Raw genomic sequence first — 22,238 nt, forward strand, 5'->3', positions numbered from 1 at the left:
AGCTTAGAGCTACATGCGGACAAAGGGAATCATCCCGGATCGCCCGCCTCGGAATGCCCGGGAGCTTCCACATGAAAAAAACCGGCGCGGCCATTCGGCTGCGCCGGTTTTCGTGTGGTTTCAACTGATCAGCGCGACACGAAGCAGTTGCCGCCGGCCGCCTTGTAGCTGGTGCACAGATTGATCGCATCGTTGCGCGACTGCGCCGGAACGCGAACCCGGTAGAAGGTTCCCTTGCCGGCGATCTCGGCCTTGACGATGTTGGCGGTGCGGCCGGAAAGCACGCTGCCATAGCGGCGCTGCAGGTCCTGATAGGTCGACTGGGCGCTCTCGACCGTCGGCTGCGAAGCGATCTGCATCGACCACGAACCACCGCCTGTCGCTGCTGCGGTCGGCGATATGGAGGCGACCTGGTCGGGCTTGACCTCGCCGACCACGTCGACCGGCTGATCGGACGGGCGCTGCGGCGGCACGGGAACCGTGGCCGACGTATTCGCCGATTGCGCGCTGGCGGACTGGGCCTTGGCTTCGGCCTTCGGCGTGGGGGCTGCCGCCGACTCGAGCGGCTTGGCGGTCTCGGCCTGATCGGTAGCAGCCTGATCGGTCGGCTGATCGCTTGCCTGATCGGTCGCGGGCGCCACGGTGCCGGTCTGCTCCGCGTCGGACTGCACCGCCGGAGCGACAAGTTGCGGTGCTGGATCGGTCGGCTCGGCTGCGGCAACCTGCGGCGCCGCCTGCGCCGGATCCTCACGCGGAACCAGCGAGCCGTCGGGCTTGACCATCATGGTCCTGACCTTGCGCGGCGCAACGGCGGCGACTTCCGGGTTGGTACCCTTGTCGGCCTCCTGAAGAACCTGCGCGATGCGGTCCTCGGATTTCGGCGCCGGCGCGGCATCGGCATTCCCGGACGTATCCACGCCTGGCATCGCGACCGCGGGGGCATTACCCGCTGCATCCGCGCCGGGAGCGGCATCGGTATCGTCGGGTGAAAGATCGACGACGCGGCTTTCCGGCTCCTTGGCTTTCACGTCCACCGGCTCTTCGGTGTTGGTGACCAGCTTCTCCTGCACAGGCTCAGCCGGCTTGGTGCCCTTGGCCACCGCGTCATAGACCTTGTTGTCCTGGTTCGGCACCACGGCGCCGCCCGGGTTTTCCGGCTTGACCTTGATCGGCGCGTTGTCGGCCTTGACGATCACGGGCGCTTCGCTGCCGCCCTTGCCGCCGAGCGACAAGGCAAAGGCGCCGAGGCCACCGGCGATCGCCACCGCGCCGACGATCGCGGCGACCATCAGGCCGCGACTGCGCGGCTTTGCAGCCTCGCGCTCGGCCAGACCGGGCACCGACATCGCCTCGTCCAGTTCAGGATCGTAGTCGAGCTCGTCGACGGCGAAGTCGTCAGCCTGCGAAACCGGCTTGCTGCCGGGCAGATTGTCCATGTCGAAGCTGCTCGCGGCAGCAGCGTGGGAAGCGGTCGCCGTCGCGGCAAGCACTTCGGCCGGCTTCGCCGCATAGGCGGGTGCCTCGTCGCGGTCATAGCCCGGCTTGAACCCGGCACTGTAGGTGTCGTCTTCATAGGCCGTGCTGCGCGCCGGCGTCGCGGCCACCTCGGGGGCGTTCATCTCGGTCAGCAGACCGGCGAATTCGGCTTCGAGGTCGTCATAGGCGGACGCAGCCGGCTGATCTTCCTCGAAATTGAGCTCGGGAATATCGAGGTCGTCGGCCAGCGCGACGACGCGCTCCGGCACATCGACCGTCTCGACATCGGGCATCTCGTCATAGCGAGGCTGTTCGTGCCGCACCGGCTCGGGCTCGACTTGGGCGGCGACCTCTTCGACCGGCTCCTGCTGGTACGCGGGCGTGGCGGAAGCCGGCGCTGAAGCAACAGGTGGCGCCGAGGCCATAGGCTGGGCCGAGAACGAGGCCTGCACCGGAGGCGCGGCGACCGGAGTCACCCGGCTCCACGAACGGGCCGGTTCTGGCGGCGTCGAGCGCATCCAGTCCGCCGAATGGGCAAAACCTTCCCCGACAGCGGTGCGTCCCGCTTCATCGTGACCACGGTCCGATTCATCGTGACCAGGGTCCGATACATCGTGACCACGGTCCGATTCGTGGCCAAGGTTGATACCCTTGGCAAAGGCGGCATCGAACGCCTCGTCGTCGAACGCGACGTCGGCAGCTGCCACAGTCTCAGCCCTGAAATCCTCACCATCGAGCTCGCCGGCGAGATCAATGTCGAGATCGGCGTTGGCAGCCTGGGCCGCCTCATGATGCTGCTGCGTCTCTGCAGGCTCATGTTCGTCAAGATCCCAATCGAGTTCTTCGATGGGATCGGCCTGCTGGGCAGCGGCCGTTTCCGCCACGACTGCTGGCTGTTGAACCGGCTCGGGCTCCTTCGCGGCGACGGGAACCGGCCGCGCGGTCATGGCGCCAAGCAGCGCGTTCAGTTCGTCTTCCAGGCTCCGATCGTCTGCGGCAACCGGTTTTGCCGGCTCGGCCGCAACCGCGGCGGGCGCCGTCGGCTCCGCGGCGGCGCTTTCGGCAACCTGCTCTTCGGCCGTCTCGGCCGGCCCCTCGTCGATGCCGAGGTCGAAATCGTCGTCAAACGCGTCCCGCGCGGCAAGCTTAGGAACATCGTCATTGTCGGCTTCGGCGACATAAGCCGCTTCGACAGATGCTTCGACAGCCTCGACAGGCGCTTCGACAGCCAGAGGCTCATCGATTTCGGTCGGTTCTTCGGCACGGACATCGAAATCCATATCGACGTCGGCAATATCCATATCGACATCGGCCATCGCCTCGTCGAAATGGTCGGAAAACTCCGCTTCGGGAATCTGGCGGTCGGCTTCCTCGGCAATCTGGACCGGCGCCGGATGTTCGACAGCGGCAGCAGTTGCGTGATGATCTTCCGCCGGCACTTCATCGTCGAACGGCGCGTGATCGTCGAGTGTCAGCTCGTCCTCAAGCAACAGGGATACGGCATTGTCCAAATCGTCATCGAATGCGGCTTCGACCGCCGGCGCGACCTGCTCCGCGGCGGCGTGCTCTGCTTCATGTTCGGCCGTGTCGGTCGTGGGATGATCGTCGAGCTGGAATTCCTGATCGAGCGAAGCGGCAAGCTCGGCGTCCGTCGGCCTGTCGTCGTCGAGCGGCGACACGTCTTCCAGCGAGCTAGCGACCGCCTGATCGAAATCATCACCGAAGGCAGCCTCGACCTGCGGCGCGGCAACCTCGGCGACGGGCGCAAAGTGATCCGCCGGGTCGTCGAATACGAAATCCTGTTCGAGCGATGCCGCAAGCTCGTCGTTCATCCTGGCGGCAACAGATTCGAAAGCCGGCTCCTGGCGCTGCGCGGCGGCCTCATCGGCGCCGAATTCGCCCATCAGCTCCTTCTCGAGGTCGATATCGAAATCGCCCTCTTCGGCAAGCTGGTCGGCCGGAGCAGCCTTCGGCGCTGCTGCAGGCGCCTGCGGCTTTACCGGCTGGCGCGGGTCGAAACCCATGATCCGGGTCAGTTCCGCGAACGGATCATCGTCAGCGATGTCGTTATGGTCGGCTGTTCTCAGCTGGGTTCTGTCTGCCATTATTGTTCCCGAACTCGCACACATTCGGACGCCATGGACGTCGCGCAGGGTTGGCCCATACCAGCGCAATGTGGGCAAAAGGTGACAGGTTTTTTAGTCAAACCTAACGCATTTCCGTGGGCGCATCAGCCCCAATAATCGTTAGGCCGGACGTCAAGACGTCCGATACAGCCTGCACCAGCCCTAGTCTGGCATACGTCAATTGTCGGTCGTTAACCTTAACAAAACGTAAGTCGGGATTGTCAGTGCCCCGGTTCCAATGTCCATGGAAGCTGGACGCCAGATCGTAGAGGTAGAATGCCAGCCTGTGCGGCTCCAGCGCAAGGGCCGCGGATTCGATTAGTCGGGGATATTCAGCCAGCTTCCGGATCAGGCCGATTTCGCCCTCGTCGGTCAGCGACGCCACTGCCGCGGCCAGCCGGTTGCGGTCGAAATTGGCCTCGCCCAGCTGCTCGCTCGCCTGCCGGAAGACCGAATGGCAGCGCGCCGAGGCGTACTGCACGTAGAACACCGGATTGTCCTTGGACTGCTCGGTCACCTTGGCGAAATCAAAATCGAGCGGTGCATCGTTCTTGCGGTAGAGCATCATGAAGCGGATCGGGTCGCGGCCGACCTCCTCCACCACTTCGCGCAGCGTCACGAAATCGCCCGACCGCTTCGACATGCGCACCGGTTCGCCGTCGCGGAACAGCTTCACCAGCTGACACAGCAGCACGGTGAGCTTGACCTCGTCGCCGGCAACCGCGCGCGCCAGCGCTTCGAGCCGCTTGACGTAGCCGCCATGGTCGGCGCCGAGCACGTAGATCAGGTCGACGAAGCCGCGGTCGACCTTGTCCTTGAGGTAGGCGACGTCGGCGGCGAAATAGGTGAACGAGCCGTCGGACTTGACCAGCGCCCGGTCCATGTCGTCGCCGACCGCGGTCGAGCGGAACAGCGTCTGCTCGCGGTCTTCCCAGTCGTCCGGCTTCTCGCCCTTGGGCGGCGGCAGTTTGCCCTTGTAGATATGCCCCTTCAGCGTCAGATCGCTGATCGCCGCGCGGATCTTCCTGGCATTGTCGGCATGCAGCGTGCGCTCGGAGAAGAACACGTCGTGATGCACGTTGAGCAACGCCAGATCCGAGCGGATCATCGCCATCATGGCGTCGATCGTGCGGTCCTTGACGATGGCCAGCGCCTCGTCCTCCGGCATCTGCAGTAGCTTGCGGCCGAATTCCGCTACCAGCGCCTGACCGACCGGCACCAGGTAGTCGCCGGGATAGAGACCGGCCGGTATCTCGCCAATATCGTCGCCCAGCGCTTCGCGGTAGCGCATGAAGACCGAACGGCCGAGCACGTCGATCTGCGAGCCGGCATCGTTGATGACATATTCCTTGGTCACGTCGTAGCCGGCGAAGGCCATCAGATTAGCCAGCGTGTCGCCGACAACGGCGCCGCGGCAGTGGCCGACATGCATCGGGCCGGTCGGGTTGGCCGAGACATACTCGACATTGGCCTTCCTGTTGCCGCCGATGGTCGAGCGGCCATAATTACGGCCTTCGCCAAGCAAGGCCGTGAGATGCGCCTGCCAGAATCCGTCCTTGAGCCGGAGATTGACGAAGCCGGGACCGGCGACGTCGGCAGCCGAGACGTCGGCATCGGTGCGCAGCGCCTCGGCCAGTCTTTCGGCCAGCGCGCGCGGGTTCTGCCCGGTGGGCTTCGCCAGCACCATCGCCGCATTGGTCGCGAGATCGCCATGGCTGGGGTCGCGCGGCGGCTCGACGGCGATACGCGACAGGTCGGGCGATGCGCCCTCCTTGTCTTTCAAATCAAGCGCTTCGACAGCTTTGATGATTCGCGCGGTGAAATCGGCGAAGATGTTCATGGGTATGGCTCTGGCGGCTTTGCGGGGTGACCGGCTCGTTGGCCGGCAAAATCGCGCCCGCCCTAGCTTAAATCCGGCGTATGGTCAAACAAACGGCGGTGTTCCTTCAAGGCATAGGTGTCGGTCATGCCCGCCAGGAAATCGGCGACGCTGCGCGCCTTGATGCGGTCCTGCGCCCTATCGAGCCCTTCGCGCCAGCCATCGGGCATGGCACGCGGGTCGGCGAAATAGACGTCGAACAGGTCCCTGACGATCTGTTCGGCGTCGCCACGCACGCGCATCACCTCGCTGTGGCGGTAGAGATGCTTATAGAGGAAGGCCTTCAGTCCCTTCTCGGTCGCCGCCATATCGGCCGAGAACGTCACCATCGTCTCTCCCGCCGCCCGCACCGCATCAGCGCTTTCCGGCTTCAGGCGCTTGAGATTGGCGGTGGTGGAGGCAATCACGTCCTCGACCATCATGGTGATCTGCCGGCGCATCAGCTCGTGCCCGGTGCGCACATCATCGAGCGCCGGGTAGCGCGCGCGTACGCTTTTCAGGATCGAGCCCGGCAGGGTTACGTCTTCCAGCATGTCCAGCGTCAGGAAGCCCGATCTCAGGCCATCGTCGATGTCATGGGTGTTGTAAGCAATGTCGTCGGCAATCGCCGCGCATTGCGCCTCGATGCCGGCGAAGCGGTCGAGTTCCAAGTCATGCAACTCCGAATAGTCGCGGATCGCTTGCGGCACCAGGCCCTTGAGGCCCTGCCCCTTGGCATCCGTCAGCGGGCCATTGTGCTTGACCAGCCCTTCCAGCGTTTCCCAGGTCAGGTTCAGCCCGTCGAATTCGGCATAGCGCCGCTCGAGCCGCGTCACCACGCGCAGCGACTGCGCATTGTGGTCGAAGCCGCCCCAGGCGGCCATCTTCTCGTTGAGCGCCTCCTCGCCCGTGTGGCCGAAGGGCGTGTGGCCGAAATCATGCACCAGCGCCACCGCCTCGGCGAGGTCCTCGTCGCCGCGCAGCGCCCGCGCGAGCGCCCGCGCGATCTGCGCCACCTCGATCGAATGCGTCAGCCTTGTGCGGTAATGGTCGCCTTCATGGGCAACGAATACCTGCGTCTTGTGCTTCAGCCGACGAAAGGCCGTCGAATGTATGATGCGGTCGCGGTCGCGCTGGAACGGCGTGCGGGTCGGGCTCTCGACCTCGTCGAACAGCCGCCCGCGCGACTGTGCCGGATCGCTGGCATAGACCGCGCGCGGCCGATATCCGAAGCCGATGTCGCCAAGCTCATTTGTCATGGCTGATGCCGCCGCAGTTGACTTGCCCCTTCCCGCTTCATACCTATCATGTGAAACCGAAAGCAAGGTGACGCCCATGGGCGCGGATGCCAAGACTGCCATGAAAGTCGAGATGACCGACGCCGCTGCCAGGCGGATCGCCAAGATCGTTTCGGGCGAAGCCGGCAAGACGGCGTTGCGTGTGTCCGTCGAAGGCGGCGGCTGCTCCGGCTTTTCCTACAAGTTCGACCTGGTCGACATCCGCAACGACGACGACGTTGCCATCGAGAAGGACGGCGCCACCGTGCTGATCGACGATCTGTCGCTGGTCTATATGGGCGGCTCGGTGATCGATTTCGTCGACGACCTGATGGGCCAGTCGTTCCAGATCAGGAACCCGAACGCGGTCGCCTCCTGCGGCTGCGGCACGAGCTTCAGCATTTGAAGATATGAAGCCGTTTCTCGAGGGCCATGAGGATCCAATTACGGTCCTCGTCGCTCGCGAGATGGAAGCCATTTCCGATGCCGATATTGTCGGTTGGGCTGGCCGCCATGCGGCGCCCCCGATCTATGCCGACGACAGCGACTACCTCCAACTGGTTCGGTGCAACCCGAGAAACGCTTTGGCTCTCGGGAAGGCGCACGACCACCTGAAGTTGCTGGTCGCGCGACGGTTTCCCGATTTCAACGACGCATCCGCAGAAGCCAGGGAAATAGCGCGCAAGGTTTTCCTGCGACGCCTCCGCACCTACCTCCATAGCGACATCGAACCGCTCCAAATCTGCCGCATGGTCTCTCCCGTCGAGGAAAAATACGACTATCCGCACTGGCTCGGCAGCCTCTACGACGCTTGCGACTGGATGGACGAACGCACCACGCGCGAACAGGCCACACATCTCAGGGATGAGATCGAACAGATACTCTCGGACAATGGCGAGAGCCTGCTTCCCGGAGCCATAGAATGAGCGGCGTCGGCGCGGTCCGTCAGGTCGCGCTCTCGGCCGGGCGCGACCTCGACACCACGCTCGCCTTCTGGCGCGACGTGCTTGGCATGAGCGTTCACGCCCGCTACGATCCACCCGGCATCGCCTTCATCATGGCCGGCGACGTGCGCCTGTTCTTCACCGATGGCGTGCCGGCAGGGATTGTCTATCTCGACATAGCGGGCCTCGAAGCCTTCCACGCCGAGGCAAAGGTATCAGGCATCCCCTTCACCGCGCCGCCGGCGCTCGTCCATCGCGATACGGAGGGCCAGTTCGGGCCGGCAGGGGAAAGCGAATGGATGGCCTTTCTAAAGGACCCGGCAGGCAATACGATCGGCCTTGTCGAACGTCTTCCGCCGGATTCCTGAGGCTGCCATGAAAATCGTCACCTGGAATATCAACGGCGTTCGCGCCCGCATCGGCAACCTCACCCATTGGCTCACGGAAAGTGCGCCCGACATCGTCTGCCTGCAGGAGATCAAGACCGTCGACGAACAGTTCCCGCGCGCCGAGATCGAGGCGCTGGGCTACAATGTCGAGACCCATGGCCAGAAGGGTTTCAACGGCGTCGCCATCCTGTCGAAGCTGCGCTTCGACGAGGTTGTCAGGGGCCTGCCGGGCGACGATGCGGACGAGCAGGCGCGTTTCATCGAAGGTGTGTTCTCGACCGACAAGGGCGCCTTGCGCGTTGCCTCGCTCTATCTGCCGAACGGCAATCCGATCGATGACGAGAAGAAGTTTCCCTACAAGCTGTCCTGGATGGCGCGGCTGGAGCGCTGGGCCGAGCAGCGGCTTTTGCTGGAAGAGGCGCTGGTGCTCGCCGGAGACTACAACGTCATCCCTGAGCCGATCGACGCAAAATTCCCGGAAAACTGGCTGGGCGACGCGCTGTTCCAGCCCGAGACCCGGCAGGCCTTCCGCCGGCTGAAGAACCTCGGCTTCACCGAAGCAGTACGTGCGGTCACCGACTCTGGCGATGCCTACACCTTCTGGGATTATCAGGCCGGCGCCTGGCAGAAGAACAACGGCATCCGCATCGACCATCTGCTCCTGTCGCCCGAAGCTGCCAATCGTTTCTCCTCAGCCTCGATCGAGAAACACGTGCGCGCCTGGGAAAAGCCATCCGACCATGTGCCGGTGGCGATCGATCTGGCGCTGCAGCCGGCCTGAGCGGTCCGGCCGGGCGCCGGCAAGCACGACCCAAGCGGACCTCTTATCGCCACAAATCGCGCGTTTGATGCGAAATCATCATGGTGGCCGGGGTTCCCATGACTATCCGATCCGTTCTCTGTCCGATCGCCTGCGGGATTGCGATGGCAAACGCCACGCTTGCGATGGCAATAGCCGCGCTTGCGATGGCAAGCGCCACGCCGGCTTTTGCCGCCCCTGAATGCCTTGCCAATGGAAAATCGTTCCAGGTCGGCCAGGTCGCTTGCCTGACGCTGGGTGAGAAGAGCCACCTTGCACGCTGCGAGATGGTGCTCAACAACACCTCGTGGACCAAGATCCACGACGATTGCCCGGCAACCAAGCCGCCGCTGCACCCCACGTCGATCTCGACACCAGCGCCAAGCATGGTGCCGGCGGAACCGACCGAGAACTGATTTCCAGCGAGTGAGAAGTGGACGTCCTGGACCAGCGGCAGCCCGCTTACTGGTCGCCGCCGCCCTTGGTGAGGATGTCGTCGGCCAGCGAGATGGCCGTCCGGCGGTCGGCCTCACCGGCCGCGGCAAACGCCTCTTCCTGCATGTTGCGGATCCAAGGCTGGTCGGCCGGTGCCGCGCGTTCAAGCGCGGCCGTCATCATCGCCAGCCCACGCACGATCTTGCCGCTCTGGAACAGGAGGTTGCCGAGCGTCGCCTGGGCGCCGGCATGGCCTTTTTCGGCGGCGAGCTGGAACCAGCGTCCGGCCTGCTTGACGCTTGCCTTGACGCCGCCCTCGCCTTTCAGGAACATCTGGCCCATCTCGAACTGGGCGTTCGGATTGCGGTAATTGGCGGCCGCGCGCATGTAATATTCCTGCGCCGCTATTTCGTTTTCCTCGACCGGGCTGCCGGGAATGCCTTTCCGCAAATAGTCGCCCAGCGCCACCAGGGCGTCCGACACGTAGCTTTCCTCGGGCGAGCCCGGCTCGACATCCTGGTCGACGATCTCTGAGAAGAACTTGAAGGCCGCATAGTCGTCGCGCGTCACGCCGTCGCCCTCGGCATACATGCGTGCGAGCTTCCAGGTGGCGCCGATCTGGCCGTTCTCGGCAGCGTACTTATAGGCCTCGACCGCCTGCTCCTTGTGGCCGCTCTTGTAGGCGGAGAAGCCGAACTGGAACACCGCCCATGGGCTGGATTGCGGCTTCACGCCGGTCTTGTCGTCGAACACCTTGTCGTCGAAGGCCATGGCCTGGCCCACGGCGCCCAAGGTCGCTACCGCGACCAGTGCCGAAAAGACAGACGACCTCAACACCTCAGATATCCGCATAGCAATGTGTTTCTTTCGCACCGCCGGGATGGGTGACCGCGCCGTCGCGAGCCGACCCAACCGTCTGCGCATACTTCCAGATCGCGCCCGACTGATAGTCGGTCGTGCGCGCCTTCCAACTCTTCGCCCTCGTCTCCAGTTCCGCATCGGACAGATCGACCTCGATCGTGCCGTTGACCGCATCGATCGAGATCACGTCGCCGTCCTTCAGCAACCCGATCGGTCCGCCCACGGCCGCTTCCGGCCCGACATGGCCGATGCAGAAGCCACGCGTCGCGCCCGAAAAGCGTCCGTCGGTGATCAGGGCCACCTTGCCGCCCATGCCCTGGCCGTAGAGAGCCGCCGTCGTCGACAGCATCTCGCGCATGCCCGGACCGCCGCGCGGCCCCTCGTAGCGGATGACGAGAACCTCGCCTTCCTTGTAATTGCGCTGCGTGACCGCTTCGAAGCACTCCTCTTCCGAATCGAAGCAACGCGCCGGACCCGAGAATTTCAGTTCCGACATGCCCGCGACCTTCACGATCGCGCCTTCGGGGGCAAGGTTGCCCTTCAAGCCCACAACACCGCCCGTCTGGGTGATTGGCCGGTTGGCGGGACGGACCACATCCTGGCTGTCATTCCAGGCAACATGCTGCATATTTTCGGCCAAAGTGCGGCCAGTCACCGTCAGGCAATCGCCATGCAGATAGCCGTGGTCGAGCAGCGTCTTCATCAAGAGCGGAATGCCGCCGGCCTCGAACATGTCCTTGGCGACATATTTGCCGCCCGGCTTGAGGTCGGCGATATAGGGCGTCTTCTCGAAGATCGCGGCGACGTCGAACAGGTCGAACTTGATCCCGGCCTCATGCGCGATCGCCGGCAGGTGTAGCGCCGCATTGGTCGAACCGCCGGTGGCAGACACCACGGTCGCCGCGTTCTCCAGCGCCTTCAGCGTGACGATGTCGCGCGGCCGGATGTTTTTGGCGATCAGCTCCACGATCTTTTCGCCGGAGGCGAAATTGAAGCGGTCGCGCATCTCGTAAGGCGCCGGCGCGCCGCAGGAATAGGGCAGTGCCAAGCCGATCGCCTCGGCGACGGTGGCCATGGTGTTGGCGGTGAACTGGGCGCCGCAGGAGCCAGCCGAAGGACAGGCAACCTGTTCGATCTCGAGAAGCTCTGCGTCACTGATCGCGCCGACCGAATGCTGGCCGACGGCCTCGAAAACATCCTGCACGGTGATCTGCCGGCCGCGATAGCTGCCGGGCAGGATCGAGCCGCCATAGATGAAGATCGACGGCACGTTGAGCCGCACCATGGCCATCATCATGCCGGGCAGCGACTTGTCGCAGCCGGCGAGGCCGACCAGTGCATCGTAGCAATGGCCGCGCATGGTGAGTTCGACGGAATCGGCAATGACCTCGCGCGACACCAGCGACGACTTCATGCCCTGGTGGCCCATGGCGATGCCGTCGGTGACGGTGATGGTGCAGAATTCGCGCGGCGTGCCGCTGGCGGCCGCCACGCCCTTCTTGACCACCTGCGCCTGGCGCATCAGCGAGATGTTGCAGGGCGCCGCCTCGTTCCAGCAAGAGGCGACGCCGACCAGCGGCTGCGCGATCTCGGCGGCCGACAATCCCATCGCGTAGAGATAGGAACGATGCGGCGCACGCTCCGGACCGACGGTCACGTGGCGACTGGGAAGCTTGGCCTTGGAGATTACCTTGGCGTCCATACTCGTCCTTGCCGCGGGCGGCGCGGCCTGCCCCATCGCCGAGCCTTTTGGCGCGTGTCCCGAGACATATTCGAGGTGCGCCGGGTTTATGGCGGGAAATGGGCAATGCCTCTGAGCGGAACTGTAGCGCGGGGGTTGTTCATAAACTGTTGCTAAAACGTCACAATCGCAGGAGGCGGCGATGGTGCGGCGCATTTGCAACGCAGGCGCTTGCCGGCACTGTCCAGCGTCACCTCTTCAAACGAAAAGGCCGGGCGATGCCCGGCCTTTTAGTCGAATTTTCAGTGACTTAGAACTTGATCTTGACACCACCCGAAATTGCCGTGACCAGATCGTTGCCGAAATCATAGCTGACGTCCGTGCCGGCTACATAGCCGTTCTCGCCAGCCACCGTCCCCGAATGGCCGCTGGTCAGCACACCGATCGCGCCGGCCAGACGAATTTCGACGTTCGCTGTCGGCGTGTAGGCAACGCCACCACCCACCGTCCAGGTATCGGTCTGCGAACCGTAGCCGTGCGAAGTGCCGCGATCCCAGGAAAGCTGGCCGGCAGCGCTCCACTGATCATTGAACTTGTGGCCGACACCGCCCGTGACCGTCCAGCCATCGCGGTACATCAGGTCGAGCGAGGTAACCTGGGACGAACCAGAAACAGCATTGCCCGTAAAGCATGTCGATGCGGGAAAACCTACCGGACAGATCGGAACGCTTTGCAGCACACTCCAGTTGACCCACTTGAGCGAACCGAAAGCGAGCCAGCCAGGCGCGATGCCCGACTGCAATTTCAACTCCACCACATCCGGCATATACTGTGTTGAGCCGTAGATCGGAATAACGGCCCCACCAACGTTCGTCAGGTCCAGCGTACCTGAGATGTTGTCGAGCTTAACTTTCGAATTGTAGACAAGGCTTGCACGCAGCGCGATTTCGGGAATCTCGTAAGCGAGGCCGGCGCGCCAACCCCAGCCCGTGGTCGACAGATCGACGCGGCCCGTGCCGCCGAAATCGGGCACCAGCGGCGACACAAGGCTTTCCTTGAAGCCGTAGATCTTCTGGTAGAATACACCGCCGATAAAGCGAAGCTGACCTTTACCAGCGTCCATCTTGTAGGAGCAGGTCGCAGCGTAGTTGTCGCTCTTGATGTCGGTTTCCATGTTGGACTGGGCGCCTGCCCAGAGACCCGGATTTGTGTGCGCGCCCCAGGGCTGCGAATAGTCGACCATGCAATCGACGCCCTTGACGACCTCGGCCTTGACGCCGATGCGCGGCACCCAATAGTCCACGCTTTCCTTCGTGCTGCTGCCCAGAGCCGTCACGTTGCCGTCAAAGGGGTCAGTATCCACCGCGTTCTTGACCTTGCGGTCCGGCATCACGAAGGTCGCTTCCGCTTCCGAGGCGAACGGCGCCGGATCGAATAGAAGATCGATGTCGTAGCCGCCACGCTCCAAGCCGCCGGCGTGCGCCGAGCCGATCAAAGCCATCGACAAGCACCCTGCCCCCAGCAGTGCTTTGAGACGCAAATAGTTCATGAATTCCCTCCCCGAAAATACTGGTGCAGCAAGCTAGAACCAATTCGGGTTAACGGCGCAACAACGAATTCGCGGGGCGTACATGTACACCCTTGCCAAGCGCATTTTCGACAAAGTGGTGGACGTTACGGCATGGGCCTAAAATGGCCTCACCGACGCAAATCGATCGAAAAAATTTGGAAAATCGGCCCCAAAAGACCAAAAACAGGTGGTTTTGCGGGTGTTTGGCTCCATTGTTACATTATGGCAACAATGGGGCTAAAACATTCCGTTTACGTCAACATTAACGTAGCGGAATGCCTGTTTTTAAGGCAGCGGAACGGCCGGCCAAGGCCGTTCCGGCAGGTCACGAATCTGCCCGCTCAGCCGGCGTCGCGCACCCGCGTCAGGGCCACCGAAAGCTTCTCCTGCGCCTCGCGATATTCGGCGAGTTTTTCACGCTCGGCTTCCACGATCTCGACCGGTGCACTGGCAACGAATCTGTCGTTGGACAGCTTCTTGTGCAGGCGGGCGATCTCCTCGGTCACCTTGGCCAGTTCCTTCTGCAGCCGCGCCGCCTCGGCGGTCAGGTCGATCAGGTTGCCAAGCGGCAGGCAGATCGTCGCCTCGTTGAGCACGATCTGCGCCGAGCCCTTGGGGGCGGCATCCTGCAGCGAAATGTCACCGACCCGTGCCAGCCGCTGGATGGCGGAGGCATGGCGGTCGAGCCTCTGGTGCGTTTCCTCACGGGCGCCGACCACCACCAGCGGCGCGATCGCCGCCGGCGGCACATTCATCTCCGAACGCACAGAGCGGATGCCCGAGACGAGATCGACCAGCCAGTTGATGTCGGCGGCCGCGGCCACGTCCTCGAAGTCCGGCGACGGCCAGGCGGCGTGGCAAAGTAGCGAGCCGCGTTCCTTGCCCTCGCCCGCGGTCTCGGCCCACAGTTCCTCGGTCATGAACGGCATCATCGGATGCAGGAGCTTGTAGATCTCGTCGAGCACGAAGGCGACGCAGGCCCGGCTCTCGGCCTTGGCGGCCTCGTCTGTGCCCATGAACACCGGCTTCAGCAGCTCCAGGTACCAGTCGCAGAACAGGTTCCAGACGAAGCGATAGGCAGCGCCCGCCGCCTCGTTGAAGCGGTATGAGGCGATGCCATCGGTGACCTCACGCGCGGCACGCGTCAGCTCGGTCAGGATCCAGCGGTTGACCGCCAGCTTGGCGTCGTTCAGCCAGAAATCGTCATTGCGCGCGACCTCGTTCATCTCGGCAAAGCGGGTCGCGTTCCACAGCTTGGTGCCGAAGTTGCGGTAGCCGGCAATGCGGGCCGGATCGAGCTTCACGTCGCGGCCTTGCGCCGCCATCACCGTCAAGGTGAAGCGCAGCGCATCGGCGCCATACTCGTCGATGAGGTCGAGCGGATCGATGACGTTGCCTTTCGACTTCGACATCTTCTGCCCGTTCTTGTCGCGCACCAGCGCATGCACATAGACCGTGTGGAACGGCTCCTCATCCATGAAATGCAGGCCCATCATCATCATGCGGGCGACCCAGAAGAAGATGATATCGAAGCCGGTCACCAGCACGTCGGTCTGGTAGTAGGTCTTGAGCTCCGGCGTCTGATCGGGCCAGCCCAGCGTCGAGAACGGCCACAGCGCCGAGGAAAACCAGGTGTCGAGCACATCCTCGTCGCGGGTCAGGATCTCGCCCGGCTTAAAGTTCTCGAGCTTGTCCTCGACCCAGGCCTTCCACGGCCCTTCCAGCGCCAGATAATATTCGATGGCCGAGGCGAGCGCTTCCTCCTCGGTCTTCTCGACGAAGACGCGCCCGTCCGGCCCGTACCAGGCTGGGATCTGATGGCCCCACCACAGCTGGCGCGAAATGCACCAGGGCTGGATGTTCTCCATCCAGTCGAAATAGGTCTTCTCCCAGTTCTTGGGCACGAAATTGGTCCGCCCCTCGCGCACCGAAGCGATCGCCGGCTTGGCGAGTTCGGCGGCGTTTGCATACCACTGCTCGGTCAGGAACGGCTCGATCGGCACGCCGCCGCGGTCGCCATGTGGCACGGTGTGGCGGTGCGGCTCGATCTTGTCGAGGAAGCCGCCGGCCTCTATCAGTTCGACGACCTTCTTGCGCGCGACGAAACGGTCGAGGCCGTCGAGTTCGTCCCAGACGGCCTGGCGCTCCGGCGTCACGTCGAGGCCAGCGAGGAAATCCTCATTATCCTTGAGCGTAACAGCCGCCTCGGCGGTCAGGATGTTGATCGCTGGCAGCTTGTGGCGCCTGCCGACCTCGAAGTCATTGAAATCATGCGCCGGCGTGATCTTGACCGCGCCCGAGCCCTTTTCCGGATCGGAATACTCGTCCGCCACCACCGGTATCTTGCGGCCGACGATTGGCAGCACGACATTTTTCCCGACCAGGTGCCGGAAGCGCTCGTCGTCCGGATGCACTGCCACTGCCGTGTCGCCAAGCATGGTCTCCGGACGCGTCGTCGCCACGGTGATGAAGGTCATCGGGTTTTCCGGATCGAACGCCTCGCCCTCGATCGGATAACGGAAATGCCAGAGGTTGCCGTTGACCTCCTGCTGCTCAACTTCGAGGTCGGAAATCGCCGTAAGCAGCTTCGGATCCCAGTTCACAAGGCGCTTGTCCTTGTAGATTAGCCCTTCCTTGTAGAGCGTCACGAACACTTCGAGCACCGCCTTGGACAGGCCCTCGTCCATGGTGAAGCGTTCGCGCGACCAGTCGGCAGAGGCGCCGAGCCGCTTCAGCTGGTTGAAGATCGCGCCACCGGATTCGGCCTTCCACTCCCAAACCTTCTCGATGAAGTCCTCGCGCGAAAGATCGCGGCGGTGGATCTGCTTTTCCATCAGCTGGCGCTCGACCACCATCTGCGTGGCGATGCCGGCATGGTCCATGCCGGGCTGCCACAGCACGTTCTTGCCGCGCATGCGCTCGAAGCGCACCAATATGTCCTGCAGCGTGTTGTTGAGCGCGTGGCCCATATGCAGCGAGCCGGTGACGTTTGGCGGCGGGATGACGATGGTGAAGGCATCCGCCCCCTCCTCCGCGCCTGCGCCGGCGCGAAAGGCGTCGGCCTCTTCCCAGATTTTGGCGATCTTCGGCTCGACGGTTTTGGCGTCGTAGGTTTTTTCAAGCATGGAAAGAGGTCCGGGCTGTCGGGATTTGCTGGGTCCGGTGTAAATCGGAAGGCAGTTGGCAAGTCAACCGCGGGCAACTGACAGACGGCGACGACCAATAGATAGTGGCTGAGCAACTCAAGGCAACTCGCGAAGATGATCTGACTGCGTCCCGCGATCGTCAGCATCGTTGTCGGCGCGGCTTTTCGATACACCGTCTCAATCGCTCGATCGCGGAGAACCCTCGAAAAAAAAGCGCCGCCCGAGGGCGGCGCCTTGATCCGGAGATCGGTCTACAACGCTATTGCGCGCCGCGCGCTACGCGCTCGATTTCCTCGCGCACCAGCCGCTCGACCAGCGTCGGCAGATTGTTGTCCAGCCAGTCCTGCAGCATCGGCCGCAGCATGTCCTCGGCCATCTCGTCGAAGGTCTTCTTGCTGCGGCTGGCAAAGGCATCGGAAAGTTCGCCGAAGGCGGCGGCGACCTGACGGCCCGCATGTTCCGAAAGGATCGCTGGACGGGCGGCAACGGCATCGGACTGGCGGGCCATGCCGCCGCTGGAAGCGGCAGGTTCGAAAAAAGGTTCATCTGCGAGTTCGTCTTCGGCGATCTCGACCTCCGGTGCGGCATCAAACGTCCGCGCCTCGACCTTGTCCGGTCTGGCCGTACCCGCAGCCTTCGCCGTTTCGCCCACGGCCGCGATTTCGCGCCGCCAGTCGGCTACGATGGCATCGCTGGTTTCGGCGGCAGCCGCCGGCTCGGCCGAACTCGGCTCGGCGGCGATGCTGGCGCTCACTTCGGCAAGCGTCGTGGGCGCCTTTGGCGTGACCGGCGGAGCCGCCTCCGGGCGCACCTTCGTTTCCATGCGGGCTGTTTCCATGCGGGCTATGACCGGCTCGGCCGCCAGCTGTGCCTGCACCTCAGCCAGCGAAACCGGCTTCCTGGTGTCTGCTTCGGCGCGCAGCTCGGCGCGGAACGCATCCACTTCCGGCACCGGCGGCGCGGCTGGCGCAGGCTGGAGATCCTGTCGCAACTCGCCGGCATCACCGGGCTGCTTGCGACCGGTGTCGCTGTCTTCGATGATCCTTCTGATGGAAGCCAGTATTTCTTCCATGGAAGGTTCGCGCTGAGCGCTGCTTGCCGTTGCCATCGTCACATCCGCCGCCCTTGTGACCTATTCTCGATTTCCGTTCCGGCAAAGCCGGATTCGAATCATGGCCACAGGGTAGCCGACGGATCGTCATCCGAGAATCCCCAATCTGGGGAGATGTTGGATTTCAACAGATTAGCTCGAGCGCCCAACTGAAAAGACCGCGGGCTGAGCAGGGGCTCAACAATGAAAAAGCGCCGCGCATCCCATGGATACGCGGCGCTCCTCAAATCCGGGTTGTGATGCCGTTAGCGGCCGTCCGGCGTGCGCAAGCCGATCCACTTGTCCTTGACGGCGTTGTAGTGCTCTTCCGGCTTGTACTTCACCACATTCAGCGCCAGGCGCTCGACCGACAGCCGGCCCATTGCCGACAGGATGGCGTAGCTTGCCACCACCACGTCGCGCTCGGAGCTGGCAAGGTTGATCTTGGCACTGATGACGGCGTTCTGCGCATTCAGCACGTCGAGCGTGGTGCGCTGGCCGACATTGCGCTCCTCGATGACGCCGTTAAGCGCCAGTTGCGCGGCGGCGATCACCTCCCTGTTGGCGGCGACACTTTGCTGCGCGGCGGTGTACTGCGTCCATGCCGATGTCACGGCCTGGCGCACCTGGTCGCGGCTGACATCGACTTCGATGCGGGCCTGGCTGAGCGACTCCTTCGATTGGCGAACCAGCGCCGAGGTGCGGCCGCCCGAATAGATCGGTATGCTGAGCGTCGCGCCGATGCTGGCCGAATTGGTTGTACCATCCGACGACGACAGGACACCGGGAACTGTATTGCGATAGGCGCTGGAAACGCCTGCATTGGCGGAAAGCTGCGGCAACAGCGCGCCTTCTTGCGATTTCACCGAAAACGACGCCGCGTCGACCAGGTGCTGGGTAGCAAGGATGGCCGGGTGCTCAACCGATGCGATGGTGATCGCCGCGTCGAGGCTCGACGGCAAAAGCCTGCCCAGCGGCGATGCCGCCCTGAGCTTGCCCGGCTCGTCGCCGACGATCTGGTGGTAGGTCGCGGCACTGGCCAGCGCCTGCGCGCGGGCCGCACTCAACTGCGCCACGGCCGAAGAACGCGAAGCGTCGGCCTGGGCGACGTCGGTGCGCGTACCTTCGCCGACCTCGAAGCGCGAGCGCGCCGCGCGCGCCTGCTCGGTCAGGAACTGCAGGTTCTGCTCGGTCAGCACCGCCACCTGACGGTCGCGGATCACATCCATGTATGCGCTTGCCGCGTTGAACAGGATGTTCTCTTCGGTGTTGCGCAGGCTTTCGACAGAAGCGCGAACCTGCGCTTCTGCGGCCGCGACATTGTTCTTGGTCTGGAAGCCGTCGAACAGCATCTGGTTGATCTGGACCCCGAAATTGCCGGTGGTTATGCGCGCGGTCCGGTTCGTGCCGGCGATATGGCTGCTGGAATAGTCGATATCAGCCGAACCGTTAACGGTCGGCCGCCAGCCCGACTTGGCGATGGCCACGCCCTCGTCGGTGACGCGGACGCCCGCACGGGCGGAGTTCAACTGCGAATTGTTCTGGTAAGCCTTGGCAAGCGCGCCAGTCATGGTTTCGGCGGAAGCACTCAGCGGCGAAAGCGCGGTCGCGGAAACCAGGATGGCGGCTAGAACACTCTTGCGTAAGGACGGCACGTGATATCCCTCATTCGTTTTGCACGGGAACTGCGCCACGCCAGCCTCTCCTAGGATCAGCCAGCGCCGCGCTTTTATCGTTCCCCCGCCGACTGCCCCCAAAATACCCGGTTATGCAAATCAGCAACGATTGTTCAAATGCAAGCGATCATGACATCGCTTTCGCTGCAAGGCAAAACCGCTCAGAATTCAAACGCATGAATACGTTCAAATCCGGGTAGTGGCTTAATTGCCGCATTAAAGGCCCGTCTTCCGGTTACAACCCCCCCGGTTTTGAAAAACAGCCGGGCAACGCCCGAATTGCCCTGCCCCTCGACTGCGACAAGACGCCCGCCCTCGGAAAGCTGGTCAAACAGCGAGGCCGGCACGTCCTCGACACTGCCGCCGATGAAGATGACGTCATAAGGCGCCTTGGCGGCGTGACCTTGCGGCAGCGGCCCAGTGACTACCGTCACGTTGTCGCAGCCCAGCGCCGAGAGCGTCGATCTGGCGGTTTCCGCCAGCGCCGGATCACTTTCCAGCGCAACCACGGAGCGTGCCAGCCGCGACAGGAGCGCCGCCGAATAACCGGTGCCGCAGCCGACATCGAGCACCGATTCGCCAACGCCGATCTCAGCCAACTGCAGCAGCTTGGCGAGCGGTGAAGGCTCCATCAGGTAGCGCGCGCCGCCATTGGCGCCGTCGGAAATGCGGATGTCCCCGTCGATATAGGCGAGATCGCGCTGGTCCGCGCCGACAAAGGCCTCGCGCGGCACGGAAAGCATGGCATCGAGCAGCGGCGCGCTGGTCACGTCCGTGGTGCGGATCTGGCCGTCGACCATCTTCACGCGTCGTTCGGAGAAATCAGCGCTCATGTTCCAACCAATCCGCCCAAACCAATGCGCCCAAAACCAATGCGCTTGCCGCGCCAGGATTGCGGCTCATTCGACCGGAACCCCTGCTCCCAAGGGAGCCCAGGCAACTGGAGGCCTCGCCCGGAATCGAACCGGGGTGCAAGGATTTGCAGTCCTCTGCGTAACCACTCCGCCACGAGGCCTCGTTGCTCCCGGCGTTCCGAGCGGACTCAATATGTTGGCGGCAGAAAGTCGTCAAGCGCTCGCACATCATTCCCGACGCTTTCCTCGTCGAGGCTCGATACGCCTTCTGCTGATCTGGAAAGGTCCGCCGGCCAGGTCAATCCGGCCGGCGCCGGCGCTCCCACCACACGACAAGCCGGCGCCGGTGGCGGCGCACCAGCGCAAATTCATAGGAAAGCACCAGCAATCCGATCGGAATCATCCAGAAGCCCAGGATAGGCAGGAAGCCGAGGATGCCGCCCAGGATCAGGACGACGCCGATGGCGATTCTGAGAGCGCGCGAGCGCGGCATGGTGAATTCGCGGCCAAAGACCGTGATTTTCCGCGCCGGTGCGTGTTCGCCTGCTGCAGTCATGTCGAAGCCAGACCCAGTTCCAATCATTAAAGACACCCGCCGGTAAATGCCGCAACCGCCTTTTCGCTCCACGGCAGTGAGCAGAACCGCTCATATGAGGGCCCCCGCCGGCGATTGCCAGAAATCGTCATGCAAAAAAGCCCGGAAAAAATACGAAATGCTTCTTTGCAAAGGCGAAACGGGTTTGCTATAGGCTGCGCCACTCACATGAGAGCGCTGTTCCCCGGTAGCTCAGTGGTAGAGCAACCGGCTGTTAACCGGTTGGTCGCTGGTTCGAATCCGGCCCGGGGAGCCATCTTTCTTGTCTAGCGCATTGTTTTCGTTAGATTTTACAAAACGCGCAGACCGCCTTCCCCTCTTTTTCTCCCCGCTTTAGGCAACAAGAAAAACCACGCCGGAACGGGCCTTGTATATGCCACCTTCGCTTAGGGCAGTAATACCCTCGTGCAAATTGCGGCGCCGCATTGCCGCCGGTACTTTGTTAGCGATCGGCCATCTACTCCTCCCCCACGGCATGGCCGATGCCAAGCTAGCCACGCATCCTCCCCCGGGCCGCGGCAGAGCTTGAAATCAAACCCGCTGCCACTCCTCCCCTCGGCAGCGGGTTTTTTTCGTCTGGAGGTCTAGGCGACAACCCGCGGATCGAGCGGCGTATTGGTCAGCAGGCAAGCCGCTCCAGTCGGGATGATCGTCAGCCATCCACCCTACATCGCCGCGATAACCGCCTCGATGCTCGCCGGCGCGGTCTGGCGCTAAAGGCAGCGGGACGTCACCATGGGCCTGCGTGCGACTTGCGCGTCGCCTAGTTGTAGCTGGTGCTGCCCATGCTACAATTCGCCCAAAATCACGCGGGCGGGGAGCGAGCAATGCCCAAGGCATACATCGTCGCGAGTATCAACGTCACCGATCCAGACGGTTTCGAAGAATACTAGAACGCGGCAGTGAAAGTTAGGCAGGAGGCCGGCGGCACGTTGCTGGTGAACGGCGGCCGGACTGAAGCCATCGAAGGCACGCTCCATAACCGCATCGTAGTCATTGAGTTCGAGAGCATCGAAGCGGCACGCGCGGCGGCAGCGGGTACTTAGCCTTGCGGCATACGCGCGGCTCTTCGGCCCCGAATTACGATTCCGTTATCGTCGAAGGCGTATAGCCGCCAGGCAATCTCGCGCTTCTAGCGACCACATGGTGCAAAAAGGAAGGCCCGCTGCGGGGAGCAACGGGCCTTAATTATCCACGGGGTGGTGGAGTAGTCAGTCAACCGGTGAGCTAAAGGGGGGAACCTCCGGTCGGACTGACAACGGGGCCGCAGTGGTTTGGTTCCGGCGAAATTGCCCGCTGCCGAGGGACAGCAGCGGGCCTATCAGGGCCGGAAAGGGGTGGGGCACAAGGGCATACGGCCAGCATTTTCAACGAAGGACGCGAATTTTTGTTCCCACGCACTCGAGGGTGTTTGCCGCTAACCGCAAATGGCCGGTGCAGGTAACCCCAATTACCCCAACC

17 protein-coding genes and 2 tRNA genes are annotated in these 22,238 nt (G+C 63.2%); 7 read left to right on the forward strand and 12 right to left on the reverse strand.

All coding sequences use genetic code 11. The annotated features are described in order from the left end of the window. Positions 1 to 128 precede the first annotated feature (128 nt). The 3 genes from AC04SI_RS22425 to AC04SI_RS22435 all read right to left on the reverse strand — a co-directional run bounded on the left by AC04SI_RS22425 (position 129) and on the right by AC04SI_RS22435 (position 6,719). On the reverse strand, positions 129 to 3,581 hold the full coding sequence (locus tag AC04SI_RS22425) for an SPOR domain-containing protein (RefSeq protein WP_488474922.1): 3,453 nt from the start codon (positions 3,579 to 3,581) through the stop codon (positions 129 to 131). Positions 3,582 to 3,684: 103 nt separating this feature from the next. Further along, complete coding sequence (gene argS / locus AC04SI_RS22430) at positions 3,685 to 5,442, reverse strand: arginine--tRNA ligase (protein WP_488474923.1); 1,758 nt, start codon at positions 5,440 to 5,442, stop codon at positions 3,685 to 3,687. A 62-nt stretch (positions 5,443 to 5,504) separates the two neighbouring features. After that, positions 5,505 to 6,719, reverse strand: coding sequence for a deoxyguanosinetriphosphate triphosphohydrolase (locus AC04SI_RS22435; protein ID WP_488474924.1), 1,215 nt, complete (start codon positions 6,717 to 6,719; stop codon positions 5,505 to 5,507). A 76-nt stretch (positions 6,720 to 6,795) separates the two neighbouring features. Here AC04SI_RS22435 and erpA point away from each other — a divergent pair, with 76 nt between their 5' ends. From erpA to AC04SI_RS22460, 5 genes are all read left to right on the forward strand, one after another. Beyond that, a complete protein-coding gene (erpA, locus tag AC04SI_RS22440) occupies positions 6,796 to 7,143 on the forward strand; it encodes an iron-sulfur cluster insertion protein ErpA (protein WP_404280646.1) in 348 nt (115 codons plus the stop codon). 4 nt (positions 7,144 to 7,147) lie between these two features. Beyond that, on the forward strand, positions 7,148 to 7,663 hold the full coding sequence (locus AC04SI_RS22445; protein WP_404280644.1) for a hypothetical protein: 516 nt from the start codon (positions 7,148 to 7,150) through the stop codon (positions 7,661 to 7,663). After that, entirely contained in the window at positions 7,660 to 8,049 is a 390-nt protein-coding gene (locus tag AC04SI_RS22450) for a VOC family protein (protein WP_404280642.1), read from the forward strand. Before AC04SI_RS22445 ends, AC04SI_RS22450 begins: the two co-directional genes overlap by 4 nt. A gap of 7 nt (positions 8,050 to 8,056) precedes the next feature. Next, the gene (gene xth, locus AC04SI_RS22455) at positions 8,057 to 8,851 is read left to right on the forward strand and encodes an exodeoxyribonuclease III (RefSeq protein WP_404280641.1); all 795 of its coding nucleotides are present in this window, start codon (positions 8,057 to 8,059) and stop codon (positions 8,849 to 8,851) included. A gap of 80 nt (positions 8,852 to 8,931) precedes the next feature. After that, complete coding sequence (locus AC04SI_RS22460; RefSeq protein ID WP_404280639.1) at positions 8,932 to 9,285, forward strand: hypothetical protein; 354 nt, start codon at positions 8,932 to 8,934, stop codon at positions 9,283 to 9,285. 46 nt (positions 9,286 to 9,331) lie between these two features. On the opposite strand, the gene AC04SI_RS22465 is transcribed toward AC04SI_RS22460, so the two are convergent. From AC04SI_RS22465 to AC04SI_RS22505, 9 genes are all read right to left on the reverse strand, one after another. Next, on the reverse strand, positions 9,332 to 10,156 hold the full coding sequence (locus AC04SI_RS22465) for a tetratricopeptide repeat protein (protein ID WP_404280638.1): 825 nt from the start codon (positions 10,154 to 10,156) through the stop codon (positions 9,332 to 9,334). Further along, positions 10,143 to 11,867 carry a dihydroxy-acid dehydratase gene (gene ilvD / locus AC04SI_RS22470; RefSeq protein WP_404280637.1) on the reverse strand — a complete coding sequence of 575 codons (1,725 nt, stop codon included), beginning with the start codon at positions 11,865 to 11,867 and terminating at the stop codon, positions 10,143 to 10,145. The genes AC04SI_RS22465 and ilvD overlap by 14 nt, the downstream gene beginning before the upstream one ends. A gap of 289 nt (positions 11,868 to 12,156) precedes the next feature. Further along, positions 12,157 to 13,395, reverse strand: coding sequence for an outer membrane protein transport protein (locus AC04SI_RS22475; protein WP_404280636.1), 1,239 nt, complete (start codon positions 13,393 to 13,395; stop codon positions 12,157 to 12,159). A 362-nt stretch (positions 13,396 to 13,757) separates the two neighbouring features. Further along, positions 13,758 to 16,541 (reverse strand): valine--tRNA ligase, encoded by a 2,784-nt coding sequence (locus AC04SI_RS22480; protein ID WP_404280635.1) that lies wholly within the window; start codon positions 16,539 to 16,541, stop codon positions 13,758 to 13,760. Between the two features lie 280 nt (positions 16,542 to 16,821). Continuing rightward, complete coding sequence (locus tag AC04SI_RS22485; RefSeq protein ID WP_404280634.1) at positions 16,822 to 17,670, reverse strand: PopZ family protein; 849 nt, start codon at positions 17,668 to 17,670, stop codon at positions 16,822 to 16,824. Positions 17,671 to 17,918: 248 nt separating this feature from the next. Next, positions 17,919 to 19,307 carry a TolC family outer membrane protein gene (locus AC04SI_RS22490; protein ID WP_404280633.1) on the reverse strand — a complete coding sequence of 463 codons (1,389 nt, stop codon included), beginning with the start codon at positions 19,305 to 19,307 and terminating at the stop codon, positions 17,919 to 17,921. A gap of 182 nt (positions 19,308 to 19,489) precedes the next feature. Further along, positions 19,490 to 20,161 (reverse strand): protein-L-isoaspartate O-methyltransferase family protein, encoded by a 672-nt coding sequence (locus tag AC04SI_RS22495; RefSeq protein ID WP_404280632.1) that lies wholly within the window; start codon positions 20,159 to 20,161, stop codon positions 19,490 to 19,492. Between the two features lie 108 nt (positions 20,162 to 20,269). Continuing rightward, positions 20,270 to 20,343: transfer RNA gene (locus AC04SI_RS22500), tRNA-Cys, on the reverse strand. Between the two features lie 137 nt (positions 20,344 to 20,480). Next, the gene (locus AC04SI_RS22505) at positions 20,481 to 20,738 is read right to left on the reverse strand and encodes a hypothetical protein (RefSeq protein ID WP_192177464.1); all 258 of its coding nucleotides are present in this window, start codon (positions 20,736 to 20,738) and stop codon (positions 20,481 to 20,483) included. Between the two features lie 220 nt (positions 20,739 to 20,958). Here AC04SI_RS22505 and AC04SI_RS22510 point away from each other — a divergent pair. Next, positions 20,959 to 21,033, forward strand: a tRNA-Asn gene (locus AC04SI_RS22510). A gap of 646 nt (positions 21,034 to 21,679) precedes the next feature. Continuing rightward, on the forward strand, positions 21,680 to 21,823 hold the full coding sequence (locus tag AC04SI_RS22515) for a DUF1330 domain-containing protein (RefSeq protein WP_192177463.1): 144 nt from the start codon (positions 21,680 to 21,682) through the stop codon (positions 21,821 to 21,823). The last annotated feature ends 415 nt before the right edge of the window (positions 21,824 to 22,238 follow it).

Source organism: Mesorhizobium sp. CNPSo 4689 (assembly GCF_057784325.1).